Origin of the sequence: Alloprevotella sp. Lung230 (genome assembly GCF_014385435.1) — a bacterium.
In the GTDB taxonomy this organism is placed as follows: Bacteria; Bacteroidota; Bacteroidia; order Bacteroidales; family Bacteroidaceae; genus Alloprevotella.
Genome location: NZ_JACSUD010000009.1, coordinates 63,031 through 78,640 on the forward strand (window position 1 = coordinate 63,031; position 15,610 = coordinate 78,640).

General features: G+C 51.8%; 13 protein-coding genes and 1 tRNA gene. 4 read left to right on the forward strand and 10 right to left on the reverse strand.

Going from position 1 to position 15,610, the window contains the following annotated elements; all coding sequences use genetic code 11:
- Nucleotides 1-338 precede the first annotated feature (338 nt).
- The 3 genes from clpX to tig form a co-directional block, all read right to left on the reverse strand.
- Entirely contained in the window at nt 339-1,583 is a 1,245-nt protein-coding gene (gene clpX / locus H8527_RS06400; RefSeq protein WP_187546618.1) for an ATP-dependent Clp protease ATP-binding subunit ClpX, read from the reverse strand.
- Between the two features lie 12 nt (nt 1,584-1,595).
- Entirely contained in the window at nt 1,596-2,261 is a 666-nt protein-coding gene (clpP, locus tag H8527_RS06405) for an ATP-dependent Clp endopeptidase proteolytic subunit ClpP (protein ID WP_187546620.1), read from the reverse strand.
- 118 nt (nt 2,262-2,379) lie between these two features.
- Nucleotides 2,380-3,726, reverse strand: a complete 1,347-nt coding sequence (gene tig, locus H8527_RS06410) for a trigger factor (RefSeq protein WP_187546622.1) — start codon at nt 3,724-3,726, stop codon at nt 2,380-2,382.
- Nucleotides 3,727-3,900: 174 nt separating this feature from the next.
- On the opposite strand from tig, the gene fmt reads away from it, so the two are divergent.
- From fmt to H8527_RS06425, 3 genes are read left to right on the forward strand one after another with little or no spacing between them, the layout of a single operon-like run.
- Nucleotides 3,901-4,872 carry a methionyl-tRNA formyltransferase gene (fmt, locus tag H8527_RS06415; protein WP_187546623.1) on the forward strand — a complete coding sequence of 324 codons (972 nt, stop codon included), beginning with the start codon at nt 3,901-3,903 and terminating at the stop codon, nt 4,870-4,872.
- A 38-nt stretch (nt 4,873-4,910) separates the two neighbouring features.
- Complete coding sequence (locus H8527_RS06420) at nt 4,911-6,071, forward strand: agmatine deiminase family protein (RefSeq protein ID WP_187546625.1); 1,161 nt, start codon at nt 4,911-4,913, stop codon at nt 6,069-6,071.
- Nucleotides 6,072-6,087: 16 nt separating this feature from the next.
- The gene (locus H8527_RS06425; RefSeq protein ID WP_187546627.1) at nt 6,088-6,963 is read left to right on the forward strand and encodes a carbon-nitrogen hydrolase; all 876 of its coding nucleotides are present in this window, start codon (nt 6,088-6,090) and stop codon (nt 6,961-6,963) included.
- 240 nt (nt 6,964-7,203) lie between these two features.
- Here the strand turns inward: H8527_RS06425 and H8527_RS06430 are convergent, their stop codons facing one another.
- The 4 genes from H8527_RS06430 to H8527_RS06445 all read right to left on the reverse strand — a co-directional run bounded on the left by H8527_RS06430 (nt 7,204) and on the right by H8527_RS06445 (nt 10,357).
- Complete coding sequence (locus H8527_RS06430; protein ID WP_187546629.1) at nt 7,204-7,932, reverse strand: hypothetical protein; 729 nt, start codon at nt 7,930-7,932, stop codon at nt 7,204-7,206.
- 224 nt (nt 7,933-8,156) lie between these two features.
- Nucleotides 8,157-8,241 (reverse strand) — tRNA-Ser (locus H8527_RS06435).
- A gap of 110 nt (nt 8,242-8,351) precedes the next feature.
- On the reverse strand, nt 8,352-9,464 hold the full coding sequence (locus H8527_RS06440) for an ISL3 family transposase (protein WP_370539232.1): 1,113 nt from the start codon (nt 9,462-9,464) through the stop codon (nt 8,352-8,354).
- Nucleotides 9,465-9,766: 302 nt separating this feature from the next.
- Nucleotides 9,767-10,357 (reverse strand): uracil-DNA glycosylase family protein, encoded by a 591-nt coding sequence (locus H8527_RS06445; protein ID WP_187546631.1) that lies wholly within the window; start codon nt 10,355-10,357, stop codon nt 9,767-9,769.
- Nucleotides 10,358-10,972: 615 nt separating this feature from the next.
- On the opposite strand from H8527_RS06445, the gene H8527_RS06450 reads away from it, so the two are divergent.
- Nucleotides 10,973-11,506: a TIGR00730 family Rossman fold protein gene (locus H8527_RS06450; protein WP_187546632.1), complete on the forward strand. Its 534-nt coding sequence runs from the start codon at nt 10,973-10,975 to the stop codon at nt 11,504-11,506.
- Between the two features lie 111 nt (nt 11,507-11,617).
- On the opposite strand, the gene H8527_RS06455 is transcribed toward H8527_RS06450, so the two are convergent.
- From H8527_RS06455 to H8527_RS06465, 3 genes are all read right to left on the reverse strand, one after another.
- The gene (locus H8527_RS06455) at nt 11,618-12,229 is read right to left on the reverse strand and encodes a DUF6621 family protein (RefSeq protein ID WP_187546634.1); all 612 of its coding nucleotides are present in this window, start codon (nt 12,227-12,229) and stop codon (nt 11,618-11,620) included.
- Between the two features lie 24 nt (nt 12,230-12,253).
- Nucleotides 12,254-13,792 carry a PD40 domain-containing protein gene (locus H8527_RS06460; protein ID WP_187546636.1) on the reverse strand — a complete coding sequence of 513 codons (1,539 nt, stop codon included), beginning with the start codon at nt 13,790-13,792 and terminating at the stop codon, nt 12,254-12,256.
- 84 nt (nt 13,793-13,876) lie between these two features.
- The gene (locus tag H8527_RS06465; RefSeq protein WP_187546638.1) at nt 13,877-15,508 is read right to left on the reverse strand and encodes a DUF6057 family protein; all 1,632 of its coding nucleotides are present in this window, start codon (nt 15,506-15,508) and stop codon (nt 13,877-13,879) included.
- Nucleotides 15,509-15,610 lie beyond the last annotated feature (102 nt).

Sequence of the window (15,610 nt, forward strand, 5' to 3'; positions counted from 1 at the left end):
GGGAGACGCAAAGCAGCATATTCGCATGGCCGGCAACCGAGTATCGCTATCCCTGAGCGTGTTGAAGCGTGGTGTGTAGTGTGTGATGGTGGGACGGTGAGTCCCCGAAGGGGGCTTCTCACAATAGCTGTAGGCGAGGAGACGCGCAGCGGTGATGAACCTACGAAATCCCAATGCCACAGGGGAGTTTCTCCGAAGGGGGGGGGCGAATATCGGCTTCTCCGAGGTGGTGAAGCGCCTCAATATTCCCCCTCATCGAGGAAATATAAAAAAACTCCGCCCTAGTCCTGATGGGGAGAGGGCGGAGGAAGAAAGGGATGAAAAGGAAAATGCGGAGGTTAGTCGTGGTTCATCGGAGGGCGGTTGGTCTTTTCAAACTGGGATCGGGCATAGTCGAGGGTGATGGTGAGCTCCTTTTGTCCGGAGGAGGGGGCTTCGAACATAGCGTCCATCATGATGGTTTCGACAATGGAGCGGAGGCCGCGGGCACCGAGCTTGTAGTCGACGGCCTGGTCGACGATGTAGTCGAGCACTTCGGGGGCGAAGGTAAGCTTGACGCCGTCGAGGGCGAAGAGTTTGATGTATTGCTTGACGATGGAGTTTTTGGGTTCAGTGAGGATACTGCGCAGGGCGGTGCGGTCGAGAGGTTTGAGGTAGGTGAGGACAGGCAGACGGCCGATAATCTCGGGGATGAGACCGAAAGACTTGAGGTCTTGGGGCTCGACGTACTGCATGAGGTCGGCGGTGTCGATTTTCTGGAGGTTCTGCACGGAGTTGTAGCCTACGGTGTGGGTGTTGAGACGTTGTGCGATTTTCTTTTCGATACCGTCGAAGGCGCCGCCGCAGATGAAGAGGATGTTGTGGGTATCGACGTGGATGTAGTCTTGGTCGGGGTGCTTGCGTCCGCCCTTGGGGGGGACGTTGACGATGCTGCCTTCGAGGAGTTTGAGCATACCCTGCTGCACACCTTCTCCGCTGACGTCGCGGGTGATGGAGGGGTTGTCGCTCTTGCGGGCGATTTTGTCGATTTCGTCGATGAAGACGATGCCTCGCTCGGCTTTGGCGACATCGAAGTCGGCCACCTGGAGGAGTCGGGAGAGGATGCTCTCAACGTCTTCGCCCACGTAGCCGGCTTCGGTGAAGACGGTGGCGTCGACGATGGTGAAGGGGACTTTGAGGAGCTTGGCGATGGTGCGGGCGAGGAGAGTCTTTCCGGTGCCGGTGGAGCCTACCATGACGATGTTGCTCTTCTCGATTTCGACGCTGTCGTCTTCGGCGGTGCCGAGGCTTCGGATACGCTTGTAGTGGTTGTAGACGGCTACGGAGAGGTAGCGCTTGGCGGCGTCCTGCCCGATGATGTATTGGTCGAGGTATTCTTTGATTTCTTTAGGGGTGGGGAGGGGGCCGAAGTCTTCGACGGCTGCGGGTCGGGCTTGGGCGAGTGTTTCGTCGGCAATGCGTTTGGCCTGTTCGGCGCAGTCGTTGCAAATGAAGCCGTCAACGCCGGCGATGAGCATCCCCACGTCGCTCGATCCGCGTCCGCAGAAGGAGCAGTGGTCTTCGTGGTGTGTTCGTTTTGCCATATAGGGGAGAGGTTATTTGCGGTTCAGAACGCGGTCGATCATGCCATATTCACGGGCTTCTTCTGCCGTCATCCAGTAGTCGCGGTCGCTGTCGGCCCAAACTTTGTCGAAGGTGGTATGGCTGTGATCGGCGATGATGGTGTAGAGTTCTTTTTTGAGCTTCATAATTTCACGGGCCGTGATTTCGATGTCGGAAGCCTGGCCTTGTGCACCGCCGAGGGGCTGGTGGATCATGACGCGGCTGTGGGGGAGGGCCGAACGTTTGCCTTCCTTGCCGGCGACGAGGAGGACGGCGGCCATTGAGGCGGCCATGCCTGTGCAGATGGTGGCAACGTCGCTCTGGATGAACTGCATGGTGTCGTAGATGCCGAGGCCGGCGTAGACGCTGCCTCCGGGACTGTTGACGTAGATGGAGATGTCCTTGCCGGGGTCGGTGCTGTCGAGGTAGAGGAGCTGGGCTTGGAGAGTGTTGGCGGTGTAGTCATCAATCTGCGTGCCGAGGAAGATGATGCGGTCCATCATGAGGCGGCTGAACACGTCCATCTGGGTGACGTTGAGCTGTCGCTCTTCGAGGATGTATGGGTTGAGGTATTGGTTTTGCGCCGCCACGACATCGTCCAGCACGAGGGAGTTGATGCCCATCTTTGAGGTGGCAAATTTGCGGAAATCTTGTGTCATGTTGTGGGTTTGTGTTTTTTTTGAGGGGTAGAAGTTCAGACGAAAATGAGGGGCGAATGGGAAGAACGTTTTCCCATTCGCCCCTTGGTCAGAGAGTTGAGGATGGCCTTCAGCTCGATTAGTTGTTGAAGAGCTTTTGGAAGTCTTCGACGCTCACGCTCTTGTGGTTGAGAGTGACAACGGTCTTGAGAGATTGTGCGAGCTTTTCGTCAATGCAACGTTCCACAAGACCGTTCACTTGGTCACGGTTCTTGAGCATTTCGCCGGCATACTGTTCGAGATACTCTTCGGGCACGTTGTTCATACCATATTGCATGAATTGGAAGCGAGCAGCTTTCACGGCCTGTTCTTTCACGTCAGCATCGTTGACTTTTATTTCACGAGCCGCAACCAGTTGCTCCTTAATCAGGTGCCACTTAAGTTCTTCAATGCTCTTTTCGAAGTTCTTCTCAACATAGTCTTCACCCTTTTCCTTGTTTTGCTCCTTCATAAACTTCTTGAGGAGTTCGAGGGGAAATTCGAGGTTGCCCACTTTCTCTTCGGCATACTTGCGCACATCGAGAAGGAACTTGTAGTCGCTGTCAGCTACAAACTGCTCGGCTTGCATTTCCTTCACCTTGTTGCGGAATTCTTCTTCACTCTTCACCGTACCTTCTTCAAAGACGCGGTCGAAAAGTTCTTGATCGATGGCAGCAGGCACAAAGCGGCTGATTTCTTCAACTTGGAAGGTGAAGTTACCTTTGTGGTTAGGTGCTTCTTCCTTGCTCACTTTGAGCAGAGCAGCGAGTTCGTTTTCGCTGTGTGCTTCGGCAGGATTGAAACTGATAACGTCATTGACTTTTGCGCCATCGAAGATTTTCTTTTGATCCTCGCTCTTGAAGTAAGCGGGCATAAGGCTTGCTTTCTCGATGTTGATACCGCCTTCCAACACATTACCATCGGCATCTTGTTCGGCCAAAACACCACGGAGGATATCCTTATCGGCATATACCTCTACATTTTCAGGGTGACCGGCTTGTTGGGCAAAGTTCTTGATTTGGTTGTCAACGAGTTCATCATTTACCTCGATGTCGTAGTAATCCACCTTGTCTTTCGCAGTGAGTTCAATTTTGAATTCAGGTGCCAAAGCAATGTCAAAGACGAATTCGAAATCGTCTGCATTTTCAATGTCTTGGGGCTGTTGCTTTTCAGACATCATGGGTTCGCCGAGGATATTCAGCTTATTTTCTTGAACATAGTTCATCAATTTTTCACCCAGGATTTGGTTCACCTTGTCGGCTTTCACCTGCACGCCGAAACGCTTTTGAATGAGCGATGCGGGTACTTTTCCGGGACGAAAACCTGGCATTTCAGCCTTTGCTGAGATATTCTTGAGTTCTTTCTTCACTGCATCCTGATAGTCAGCCTTCTCCATCTTTACGGTAACGAGGGCTGTAACACCAGACTGTTCGAGAGTAATGTTCATGTTGATGTTGAGATTATATGTATTACTATTTATTATTGCGTGATAAAACGGCGGCTTTCTTCGCACAAAACACTCCTCTCCCAAAGGGAGATGAGCAACGTGTCTACATTTAGCGGGGCAAAGATAGCGCTTTTTTCGCGAAAAAGACGTATCTTCGCGAGGAAATTATACTATATGACCAAACAAAATCTCAGAATCGTGTTTATGGGCACCCCCGACTTCGCCGTAGAAAGCCTACGCGCCTTGGTCGAGGGAGGATATAATGTGGTAGCTGCTATCACTATGCCAGACAAGCCCATCGGACGACATCAAACGGAACTCTCGCAAAGTCCCGTCAAGCAATATGCCATTGAGCAGGGCATTCCTGTGCTTCAACCCGAACGCCTCAAGGACCCCTCTTTCATAGAGCAGTTAAGCGCCCTCAATGCCGACTTGCAAGTTGTCGTGGCCTTCCGGATGCTTCCTGAAGTGGTATGGAACATGCCGCGCTTAGGCACATTCAACCTCCATGCCGCCCTGCTCCCGCAGTACAGAGGGGCGGCACCCATCAATTGGGCCATTATCAACGGCGACACCGAAACCGGAATCACCACCTTCTTCCTCGATCACGACATCGATACCGGACTGGTGATTCAGCGTGTGCCCGTACCCATCCTCGACACCGACAACGTGGAGGATGTACACAACAAACTGATGATTTTGGGGGGTAAATTGGTGGTTGAGACGATAGATAGCATCCTCAACGACAACATCACCCCCATCCCACAAAGCCAGCTCCTCACCGACCAACCGCTCCGTCATGCCCCCAAGATTTTCAAAGACACGTGCCGTATCAATTGGACGTGGGGAGTGAAACGTTGCTATGATTTTGTGCGAGGCCTCTCGCCCTACCCTGCTGCTTGGACGGAATTGGTGGACGAGGCAGGCAAACACACCGTTCTCAAACTCTATGCTACCGCGAAGGAGTTCAGCACGCCCCAAGAACCTATCGGCACTGTGGTGAGCGATGGCAAAACGTTTTTCAAGATTGCCCTTTCCGACGGCTATTTATCGCTGAACACCCTTCAATTGGCAGGGAAAAAGCGAATGAATGTCGCTGACTTCTTGCGCGGCTTCAAAATCAATGGCACCTTGTGCGTTGAATAACTCATGTTTCTTTCCTCCCTTCGATTCTGCACAAACTTATGTCTTTACAATATCATTTCCCCAACGCCGGCGTTGGCATGACCGGTGAAATAGACCTCGAATCCGTGCGCGAAGAACTCAAAACCGAGCATCCCGAATTTCGCCATAAGCGCACGCTTCCGGCCGAGTGGGCACCCCAAAGTGCCATTCAACTCACTTGGCCTCATAAGGATACAGACTGGGCGGATATGCTGCCCGAAGTCACCACGACCTACGTACATCTTGCCTTTGAAATCGCTCGACGACAACCGTTGCTCATTGTACATCCCGACACCACGGCTCTCCAAACCTTTCTGCAAAGTCAGCTCCCTGAGAAGGTTTTTCAAAACATCACCTTCTTCCAGTGCCCCACCAACGACACTTGGGCACGCGACCACGCTTTCCTCACCATCGTAGGAACGGAAGGCGCAGAACTCATGGATTTCCGTTTCAACGGCTGGGGTGGAAAATTTGAAGCGACGGCCGACAATGCCATCAACCGCCAACTTTTTGAAACCTCCCACCTAAAAGGCCGCTACGTCAATGCACTCGATTTCGAGCTCGAGGGCGGCGCCATCGAAAGCGATGGTATGGGTACGATTCTCACCACCGAGGAATGTTTGCTCAACGCCAACCGCCGCCGTGAAGGCGACCGCATCCCATTGGTAGACCGCATGCAGGTGGAATTATTCCTGCAAGACAGTTTGGGCGTAGAGCGCATCCTTTGGCTGAAGCATGGCTACTTGGCCGGCGACGACACCGACTCGCACATCGACACCCTCGCCCGCCTCTGCCCTGACAACACGATTGTCTACGTCCAAAGTCGCGACGAAAACGACGAACACCACGCCGCACTCACCGCCATGGAGAGCGAACTCCGCGCTTTCCGCACCGCCACGGGACAACCCTATCGGCTTATTCCCGTCCCTATGCCGGATCCCATTTTCGATGAAGAAGGTGAGCGGCTCCCCGCCACCTATGCCAACTTCCTCATCATGAACAAAGCAGTGCTCATGCCCACCTATGCTCAACCCGTCCACGACGAAGCAGCACAACGTGCCCTACAAACCGCTTTTCCGCATCACGAAATTGTGGGTATAGACTGCCGTTCACTCATCCGCCAACACGGCTCGCTTCATTGCGCCACGATGCAATATCCTCGCGGCGTCTTCATCCCCTAAATCCTCCACCACGCTCATGAAAGTTGCTCTCATCCAGTTGGCTTGCACGGCCGATGTCGAAGCCAACCAACAAAAAATCGCTCTACATATTGATCAAGCCGCCCAGCAGGGTGCTGAACTTGTGGTATTGCAAGAATTGCACAACAGTCTCTATTTCTGCCAAACGGAAGACACCCACCTTTTCGATTTGGCCGAACCCATTCCCGGCCCTTCCACCGAGTTCTACGGAAAAATTGCGGCACAACATCAAATTGTGCTCGTCACTTCTCTCTTTGAACGCCGTGCTGCAGGACTCTATCATAACACAGCCGTTGTACTGGAACGTGATGGAAGCATCGCCGGAAAATACCGAAAAATGCACATTCCTGACGATCCGGCCTACTATGAGAAATTCTATTTCACCCCTGGTGATCTTGATTTCCAGCCCATCGACACCAGCGTCGGCCGACTCGGCGTGCAGGTATGTTGGGACCAATGGTATCCCGAAGGTGCACGACTCATGGCGCTCCGTGGTGCAGAACTCCTCATCTATCCCACCGCCATCGGCTACGAGAGCAGCGATACTCCCGAAGAGCAGGAACGCCAGCGCGAAGCCTGGACCACGGTACAACGCGGCCATGCCGTAGCCAACGGTCTGCCCGTCATTGCAGTCAATCGCACCGGACACGAGCCCGATCCGAGCGGACAGACTCGCGGCATTCAGTTTTGGGGCAGTTCCTTCGTTGCCGGCCCTCAAGGTGAAATGCTCTATCGCGCCCCTAAAGACGAGGAAATCGTGCAAGTGGTCGATATTGATTTGAAACGCTCTGAAAATGTTCGCCGCTGGTGGCCCTTCCTCCGCGACCGCCGTATCGAACACTTTGCCCCACTCTCTCAGCGTTTTATTGACTAAGTAAGGCTATTTTTACAGCAAAAAAACTTTTACCAGACAGCAATACCAACAGATCAAGTTCCACGTACCAATAATGCTATTGAGTCACCAAATTCGATGTTAAAGATGAAGTTGCGACTCCACGTGGACTTTCCATTGAAAAAAGAGAATCTCTAATTGGAAGTATATTAAGAGGCTCCAAGACCGATAAACACTAGGCTTTTGAGCTAATATAGGAGTACATTTGACCATTAAGCCGTCTTATAGTTGGTGAAAGGCTCTTTGGGCAATGTAGTGTAGCTCCTTGGAGAGAGGAAGGATTTCTCGAGTCCAAACGGCTTCATCATACCCCCACGCAAAGGGTGCGCTGTAGCTGTCCCATATTAGGCTTGCTTGCTGATCTACGGCCTCAATGAGGGGGCGAATGTCGAGTACTTCGCCAGCACGATCCATCATGATGTGCCAGTTCTCAGCTGGGGATCTGTCTGTCTGGGTAGATCCCTCTCCAGAGAGGAAACATACAAATTCACCGGTGTCAAAGGGGAAGAGCGTGTGACAGGTGGCTAGATCATAAATGTGGTGAGCTAATAATTCTGGCAACTGTTCGTCGCTGTAGCCGAAGGTGGATATATACAACGCTCCACGTAAGATGCCGGCTAGGTTTCTACAGACCGGTGCAAAGGCGTATTTTGAGACTTTAGTCGTTAAGGCTGCATTCCTGATGAAACTAATGGCACTGTCAATCTCTCTGCGTCTAGCCTTTATGTAGGTTATCTGCTTGAATCGCCAGGCTGACATTAGGGTCATGGATTGCTCTATGACTCTCAAGTGCTTGTCCCTGCGGTCTGTCGGTGTGTCGGTCAGCTCTGCGATTCGTATCACCGCCTGTCTCCAAAATGGAATTAGAGTACTTACCCAAGCATGATGTAGCTTAAATAGCTCATTGGGGTCTTCTTTCTGGAGAGCTTCTCTCACCTCTATAATGGTCATTGTATTTGAATTTGAATTGGGATTGGGATCTGAATCTTGCTGTACAAAGATAGTGCAGGGAGATCAAGGTGTATGCTAACCTAGAGCCAAGGCATGGCGGGCTCGGTGTGCGCCTTAGATCTGATCGGGAAATTTCAGAGTATGGGATAGCGAGCTCGTGTCTCAAGTCGAGGCCACTTCATAAAAGAAAAGTGCCGTAACCTTATTAGTTACGACACTAACTGCGGAGAGAGAGGGATTCGAACCCCCGGTACCTCTCGGTACGGCAGTTTTCAAGACTGCTGTAATCGACCACTCTACCATCTCTCCTAAAGTGAGGGAAGCAAAGGTGAACTTTACGACACCTATGTGGGAATTCAAATCGTGGTGCTCTGAATTCGGGTGCAAAGATAGGCATAATTTTTGAATTTGGCAAATTCTCAATATCTTTTTATCTTGAAAGTACGAGAAATGTACGCCGCGACATTTGGAGTGATGCTGCAATCGTGTAGCGCATATAGCCTTAACTCAAAGTACCTTTCGTCCCTAAAACCATAAGCCACTCTCTTCATGATCTTTATCTTGTTGTTTATCTCCTCTACTTTTCCTGTCGATATGGGGCAGTCGTACCATGCAAGAATACCGGTTCTATAAGCCATGATCGTGTCGGCCATTTTCATCAGCTGCGGCACTTTGCTCTCTCGCGCCTGTTTTACCCAATCGTGTATGACCGTTTCGGCTGCTTGCTTATCGGGCTGTGTCCATCTCTCTCTGAGTTGCTCTTTGAGATAGCATGCCTGTGAGAGGGGCTTGTTCATATCCAAGGCATTGTCAAGCCTTGTTCGATACTCCTTGTCGAAGATATCCGCTCCATTGCGTAGCAACAGATAACGTGTCCCTTTCAACACTTTGCGCTTGTTGATGTCCTTTTCCATCTTATATTGCGCCCTGCGTATATCGTCCAACTTCTCATTCATGAGTTTGACCACATGAAAATGGTCGAAGACATGCACGGCGTTCGGGCAGTTTTCAAGTACAGAGGAGATAAAAGCTGCCGAGAGATCGGTGGCGATATACTTGATGTCGAGCTTCTTCCTTCTGATTCTTTTCCAAAATCCGGCCAAAGCATCGGCTGCCTTTCCTTGACCCACATAGAGAATCCCACCGCTCTTGAGATCAACCACGATGGTTTTGTACACATGTCCTTTTCGGACGGCAAAGTCGTCTATGCCTATGCTCTCGACTCCCTTAATGCAGGGCGGAGCATAATGATATTCAAGATGATGAGTGTGAATCGCCTTGATTGTGTCCCACGACACACCCAAGAGATGGGTTGCATCTTTGAGTGTCATCTCCTTTAATAGATCGACCACATATCTTGCAAAGCGACGAGTGTAACTGTGACTGCCCGGGGCAAAGGATATCCGTTCCTGGCAATCATAGTCACAAGCCTCATACTTACACTTATAGCGGCGGACTTTCATCCGCAGAATCACCTTTTTGCCACCGATCGGAAGGCTTATAAAGTCACGAATGCGAAAACCATTCTTCACCAAATGGGGATGACCGCACTTGGGACAGCATTTCGGAGATCGTTTACTTTCAATATATAAGATGATTGTATTACCTTTGATTCCTCACTCAGGCAATTGTGTTGATACAATCCCCAAGCATGATATAGAAAACTGCTGTTCATAACTGTACATTTGTTGCTGGTTAGTCAAATATACAAAATGTTCGGCAGTTTTCGCTTTTTTTAATGCCATCACTCCAAATGTCGGATGAACCAAAAATCTTCGTGCGCGGTGCGGCCCTCTGACGTTTTGTGAGGAAAGGTGGAAGCTATCGTGGCCCGTCACGCTTCGAAAAGCCTCCGATAGAAGTCGGCCTTTTTCTCCAAAGCCAAGGGATAGGCACGCGAGGAGGAGGGCATGCGCCAAAACTCCAGGTCGTGCCCCAGATGGTGGGTGGCAGCGGGGCAGAACACGCAGGTGCCGATGGGCGGCAACTTGGCCACTCCCAAGGCGGCCATGAGCACATCGGAAGCCTTTCCGCCCGTGGTGACAATGCGATGGCAGTGGGGCACCTCTGCCAGGAGGGCAGTCAGATCGGTAGGTTCCACCACTTCCAGAAAGGCATCGGAGGCATTGCCCTTCAAGCGCCGTACACGCCGCGCGGTATCGTAGAAGGCCAGCCCCTCCCTTTCGGAAAACGCGATGATGGCCTCGCGGTCGAAGCGCTTTTCTCCTTCGACCACGAAGTGGAGGCGGTCGGCATAGAACAGCAGTCCCATGATGCGCCAGAAATCATTGATGAAGTTGGGGTAGAAAAAGTCCATCGACCAACGAGCTTTAGGCGGTGGAAAACTACCTAAGAAAAGTATGCGGGCATTGGTGGGCAAAAAAGGTTGGAGAGGATGGGTTTCGATGGGAAGAGAAGAAGACATAGGTAGAAAGAGAAGAGGGAAGAGAGTGGGACGGAAGGGACAATGCATGCAGAGTTTATTCAAGAATAGAGTAAAAAATGCAATGTTTCGCTCCTTAGAATTAAAAAAATACGTAATAGCCGGCTTTTTCCACAAAATAATCCACGAAAATCTTGCATAGTCAGTGAGAAAGAGATAACTTTGCTCGGCAAAAATGAGGGAGGCGTCTCTCATGGATTGCATCCATTGCGAGGCCTTTTTTCAAGCGTCATCGCACACTTTTTTCAAAGTGAGCTCGCCGGGAGGCGACCTATTTTTTTCAACATAATTAGAAAGGATAGTTTAGAATGTGAATCGTTCAAAAGGTCTGCCAGACCCGGTCGGAAGTCCGATGCGTGTATCGCTGCCGTGAGGCATCTACATGTCGGGGGCTTCCGAGAAAAGCCCTCCGGCAGAAGTTTGAACAGAAAAGTTCCCCTTCGTCAAAGATTGCTTTGAGGAGGGGACTTTTTTGGATGGCCTTGTCGGTGGTCGAGGCGCAGAATTGAGCCTCTGATTTGGTGGAACGAAAAATAAGTTGCAATTTTGCAGCGTTTTCATTCCTCCACATGTTTCACCCTTTTGCTTTCTCTTGCTATGCAAAAAATTGGCGTTTTCTTATCTTCACACGACCACGTCCCCACCACTTTTCGTAGCGCCACCGAGGCGCTTGGCCGATGGATTAGCCGCACCCATCGCACCTTAGTCTATGGCGGAGCACGCTGTGGGCTGATGGAAGTGTTGGCTCAGACGGTCAAGCAATATGGCGGCCGCGTCTACGGCATCGTGCCACAAATCCTCTACGACCGCCAGTGCGTGAGCGAGCATATTGATGTGGAGTTTCGCACCGCCGACCTCAACGACCGCAAAGCCGTGATGATGCGCGAAAGCGACATTTTGGTGGCCCTACCCGGAGGCGTAGGTACACTCGACGAAGTGTTCACTGTCTTGGCGGCCGACAGCATCGGCACTGAGCAGAAGCAAGTGGTGCTCTTCGATGTGGACCACTGCTGGCACCCCCTGCTCCACACGCTCGCTGAGATGGAGAAAGCAGGGCTTGTTGCGCCCACGCTGCACCAGCACCTCAAAGTGGTGGACAACCTCGAAGCGTTGGAGCAACTTTGCCAATAGTCTCTGCCCATAGAGGGTTGGCCCTCGGCAGGCTCGCCAACAAGATATCTCCCTTTCATCGCTCATCATTCGGGCAGTGAAAGGGAGATGCTTCATTTTCGGAGCACACGTTCAAGCAAACTCTCCACTGCGCACACCGAGGGCTGCAGTCAGGGAGTAGCCCACGATTTCCGACTGAAATCCGCGACCAGAGATGGGTTGCATCGCAAAGAGCGTGATGTCCTTGCGCGGTAGTGGAGCATCAGCCCCTTCGGGTATGGGAGGGGTGGCACAGAGTTGCTTGATACGTGGAAGGAGAGATTGGCCGGACTCGCCCTCCCCCTCCAAGTCGGCCACCAACATCACGTGCTCCACCTTCGGGTCGAGCAATAGGGCTTCGAAGGTTTCGACCAAGAAATCCTCGCGGCTCACGATAGGTTCGATGGGGAAGGAGGTGAGTTGAAATTCTCCAAGGTTGTCCTTGAAAGCCTTTTCGTGGAGGTCTTCGGCAAAGCGAGAGGGGGAGAAATGTTGCAATGCAGCGGACTCTTTCCGATGAATAAAGACGGCCTGAAAGGTGTTTTCGCTCGGGCGGAATCCACTGTCCAGCACAATATAATCCAGCCAGTTGGGTAAGTCGGCCGTAGGGATGCGCCGACCCAGCATACGCTCGAAGTTAACAATCATTTCAAAGGTCATGGCATCGAGGTGCTCGGCGTCGATAAGGATGATATTGGGAGACATGATATTTTTGCGTTTTTGCGTTTTCTACTTACCATACTCTACTTTCTTCACGCCTTCATCATCGTAGATGACTTCGCGAAACTGTTCGGGAGATACTTTCACCTTCTCGCGCGTGAGTTCGGGCACGTTGTAGCTCTTCATACGCGAAAGGTTAGACTCGGGGTCTTCTTGAGGTAGGAGGAAAGCCTTGTAGTCGCGGCCTTGCTCATCGAAATAGGCAATGTAAGGGCGAGTGAAACTGCCATCATCGCGGCGAGAGGAGAAGACCATCCAACGACCATTGCTCGACCAGGTATGGTAGGAGTCGACATCAGCACTATTGGCTTTGCCCAAAGGACGAACATCGCCCGTTTTGAGGTCTTTCACCCATAGGTCGCTACTCTTGTGCCAAATGTGGAACTGTCCGAAGTCGCCCAGCGTGAACAGGAGGAAACGACCATCGGGGCTCACCCGCGGTAGGCTTGCACTCTTGCCCATGGCAGCGCAGTCCATCTCCAGACGAGGAGCAGAGAAGGAGCGGGTGTGTGGGTCGAAAGCCATCGACCAAAGATTGTAGCGCACCTCCTTGTAATTGCTCATCACTACATCGGAACGCGTATTCTTATTCTGCTTGAGCGAGTCGGGAATGAGGGAATACTGCGGGAGCGGCGCCATGCAATAGTAGAGGCGTTGCCCATCGGGCGTCCAAGCCGGAAAGGTCTCCATCAAACTGTCGGTCTTCAGCACATTGGAAATCTTGTTGCGCTCCACATCGTAGAAGAGAAGGTCGGAACCAAAATCCACGACCTCCACCTTCTGTTGCCCCATCATGGGGAAGGCTTGTCCGGTGAGGTTGGAGGAGAACACCACCCATGGGCGCTTGGGGTGCCAAGTGGGATAGACACTGTTGGAGAGGATACTATCGTTTTTCATGTCCACTCGTCGAACTTGTCCATTGTCGACAAACACCGTCCCGCCATGCTCTGCACGGACGTGGAACAACATGCGCTCTGTGCCGTTGTTCTGATAGTTGTGACAATTGACGCAGTGATTGTCCTTCGCATCAAACTCACTATTGTTTTCGTAGATTGGTGTCTCTTCGAAGTTTGTCAAATTGCGCTGATACAACCCGAGTTGGCGATACAATTCATAGGAAGGTTCTATGAGACGATAGGAAAGATAGGGGTCGATGGGCTCCGGGGCGACGTGCAAGGCATAGGACGGATGGCGCACCCAGCCTCCATCACGCTCTGCATAAAGGGTCACGCTGAGGTCGCTCCCTTTGTTTTCGGCCAACAGATTGCGCCAAGCCAGGGTGTCAAATTGGAGTTTTCCGTCTTCATCGGCAGCCGCCAAGAGGGGTGTCCCTTTCCTGCCTTTGATTTCACCCACGAAAGCTGTCCCGGCACTCTTCACCTGGATGTTGAGAGGAGCGATATTGGGAGGAATCACGATGTCGCGATAGTCAGGATAGATGGAGGCGTCTTGCGCTATGGGTCGGCTCTGCGAAGGAACCACAGCTTCCGGTTTGCAAGCTGCAAAAATCAACAGCAAACCAAGCCCAAAGAGATGTTGAAGTTTCATGAATAGGGATGAGGGTGAGTTCGTTGGAGAGAAGTAAGCGTTTCAGTTGGGAGGATGAGCACCGAGACGAGAGGGGAGTTGAAATCAGTTGACTCCGTGTCCCTTTTCTTCCTGCTGCGGCTTGCCCACGTTTCCACAATAATAGTAGTACATATAAGTGCCAAGCCAGTTTTCACGGAGCGCTTCGGCCATTTCGCGTTTTGATTTGGCTTTTTCCTCATCGTTCATCTGCATTTGCGCTTCGATGTAGGGAGAAACCTCGCTCACAAAAGCACGCAATTGGCTCATGGTGAATTGGTCGACTTCGGGAAATTGCTGCAACACACCCTCGCGCTTGATACTGGCCACGGCTATGGCTTGCAACACCACCGGAGGGAGCGGCATCTTCTGGCGCATCACGCCCACACGCATCAGAAAATTGTCTAAATCCTTAGAGTAAAGGCAGGTGGCCACCGAAGTGATCAGCGTGGGGTCAGCGCCTTGCATCAGTCCGACGTTATAACCCAAGAAAGCCGGCTGACGATAGTTTTGCTCAAAACGGCGCTCCATCGGGGTAAGGGAGCGAATGCGCGCCAGCGTGGGGTCGTGAGCAATCAAAGTCGTGTCGGAGAGCATCGGGCGGTAACGTTTGACAAAGTCGCTTTCAAAAGGCATCTTGCCGATGAGGTGAAAGTAGCGTTCGCCCAGTGCCACCTCATGGTTCAACACGGCACACAGGGCCATCCGCTTAAAGTTGCTCACGCGCGGACCTAACACCACCGTGTTTTCCATCGAAGAGCGATAGGCGGCATTCACCAATCCGGCATGGAGGTTGCAATCGGGCACATAATTCACCGACTCATCCTTTCCGGCCACATAGTCGAGCGTCAGTTCGGGAAAATCATAGTTGATTTCAAACATTCCTTCCAGCAACTGATTTTGCTGCACCAGCGCCAAAGCGTGTAAGGCTGCGATGGTGCGCGAGGGGCGATCGGCAGTGCGAGCGGTTTCGACCATCGCTTCCCAGTCCTCCTGCGCCAGTTCGTTTTGCATTCGGCAGGAGATGACCACATTTTCTTGTAGCACACGTGCGGCACAAGTCAAACCGCCATAGGCGATCATCACCACAAGCAGACTCCACGGGAAGCCTTTCCGCCCCACAGAGGACTGCCGTCCCTGTACCCATTTCACGATCAAGGCATAAAGGGCGCTCAGCAACAACAGTCCCACAGAGAGCAGCACAAAGATAGAAGGATCATTGCGCAAAAAGAGGTTGAATCCTCGCATCACCATCCACCCCAACAAGGCCATCACTGGTAGGAAACCGATGCCTTGCCATGAAGTGCGGCGATGTCCGGTGTCGAAGAGCCAGGCTGTGAGGGTGAATAGGGCGGCCAACAATGTGCCTCCCACCCAAATATTGTTGAAAGCCAGCAGCAAGAAACGTCCTCCCCAGAGCGCTACTCCCAAATCGCGGCGGAGCACATAGGCCATGGTGTCCCGATCAAAGCTGAAATAGTTTTCTGCAGCAATGTGCTGAAAAACATCGCCATAAGTCACAACCACAAACGTCCAAAGCAAGAGAAATCCCACCCCATAACACAAAGCAGGATGGGAGAAAACCGTCCACTTTGTACTCGCTTTTGGGGAAGTTGCTGCTTTGGACTCGTGCTGCGCGGCCGATGTATTCTCAGTCTGACTGCGCGTTGTAGTAGTAGAATAATGTCGTTTTGCCATAATGTGTAGTCATGCTCGTAGCACAAAGGCCTACACTGCCCACTACGAACTTTTTCATAGTGCAAAAGTACACTAAAAGGACGAAATTGCAAACTAAATCCA

Coding starts and splice junctions, on each gene's coding strand:
- clpX (WP_187546618.1), bottom strand. CDS start 1,583: ATGGCAAAACGAACACACCACGAAGACCACTGCTCCTTCTGCGGACGC.
- clpP (WP_187546620.1), bottom strand. CDS start 2,261: ATGACACAAGATTTCCGCAAATTTGCCACCTCAAAGATGGGCATCAAC.
- tig (WP_187546622.1), bottom strand. CDS start 3,726: ATGAACATTACTCTCGAACAGTCTGGTGTTACAGCCCTCGTTACCGTA.
- fmt (WP_187546623.1), top strand. CDS start 3,901: ATGACCAAACAAAATCTCAGAATCGTGTTTATGGGCACCCCCGACTTC.
- H8527_RS06420 (WP_187546625.1), top strand. CDS start 4,911: ATGTCTTTACAATATCATTTCCCCAACGCCGGCGTTGGCATGACCGGT.
- H8527_RS06425 (WP_187546627.1), top strand. CDS start 6,088: ATGAAAGTTGCTCTCATCCAGTTGGCTTGCACGGCCGATGTCGAAGCC.
- H8527_RS06430 (WP_187546629.1), bottom strand. CDS start 7,932: ATGACCATTATAGAGGTGAGAGAAGCTCTCCAGAAAGAAGACCCCAAT.
- H8527_RS06445 (WP_187546631.1), bottom strand. CDS start 10,357: ATGTCTTCTTCTCTTCCCATCGAAACCCATCCTCTCCAACCTTTTTTG.
- H8527_RS06450 (WP_187546632.1), top strand. CDS start 10,973: ATGCAAAAAATTGGCGTTTTCTTATCTTCACACGACCACGTCCCCACC.
- H8527_RS06455 (WP_187546634.1), bottom strand. CDS start 12,229: ATGTCTCCCAATATCATCCTTATCGACGCCGAGCACCTCGATGCCATG.
- H8527_RS06460 (WP_187546636.1), bottom strand. CDS start 13,792: ATGAAACTTCAACATCTCTTTGGGCTTGGTTTGCTGTTGATTTTTGCA.
- H8527_RS06465 (WP_187546638.1), bottom strand. CDS start 15,508: ATGGCAAAACGACATTATTCTACTACTACAACGCGCAGTCAGACTGAG.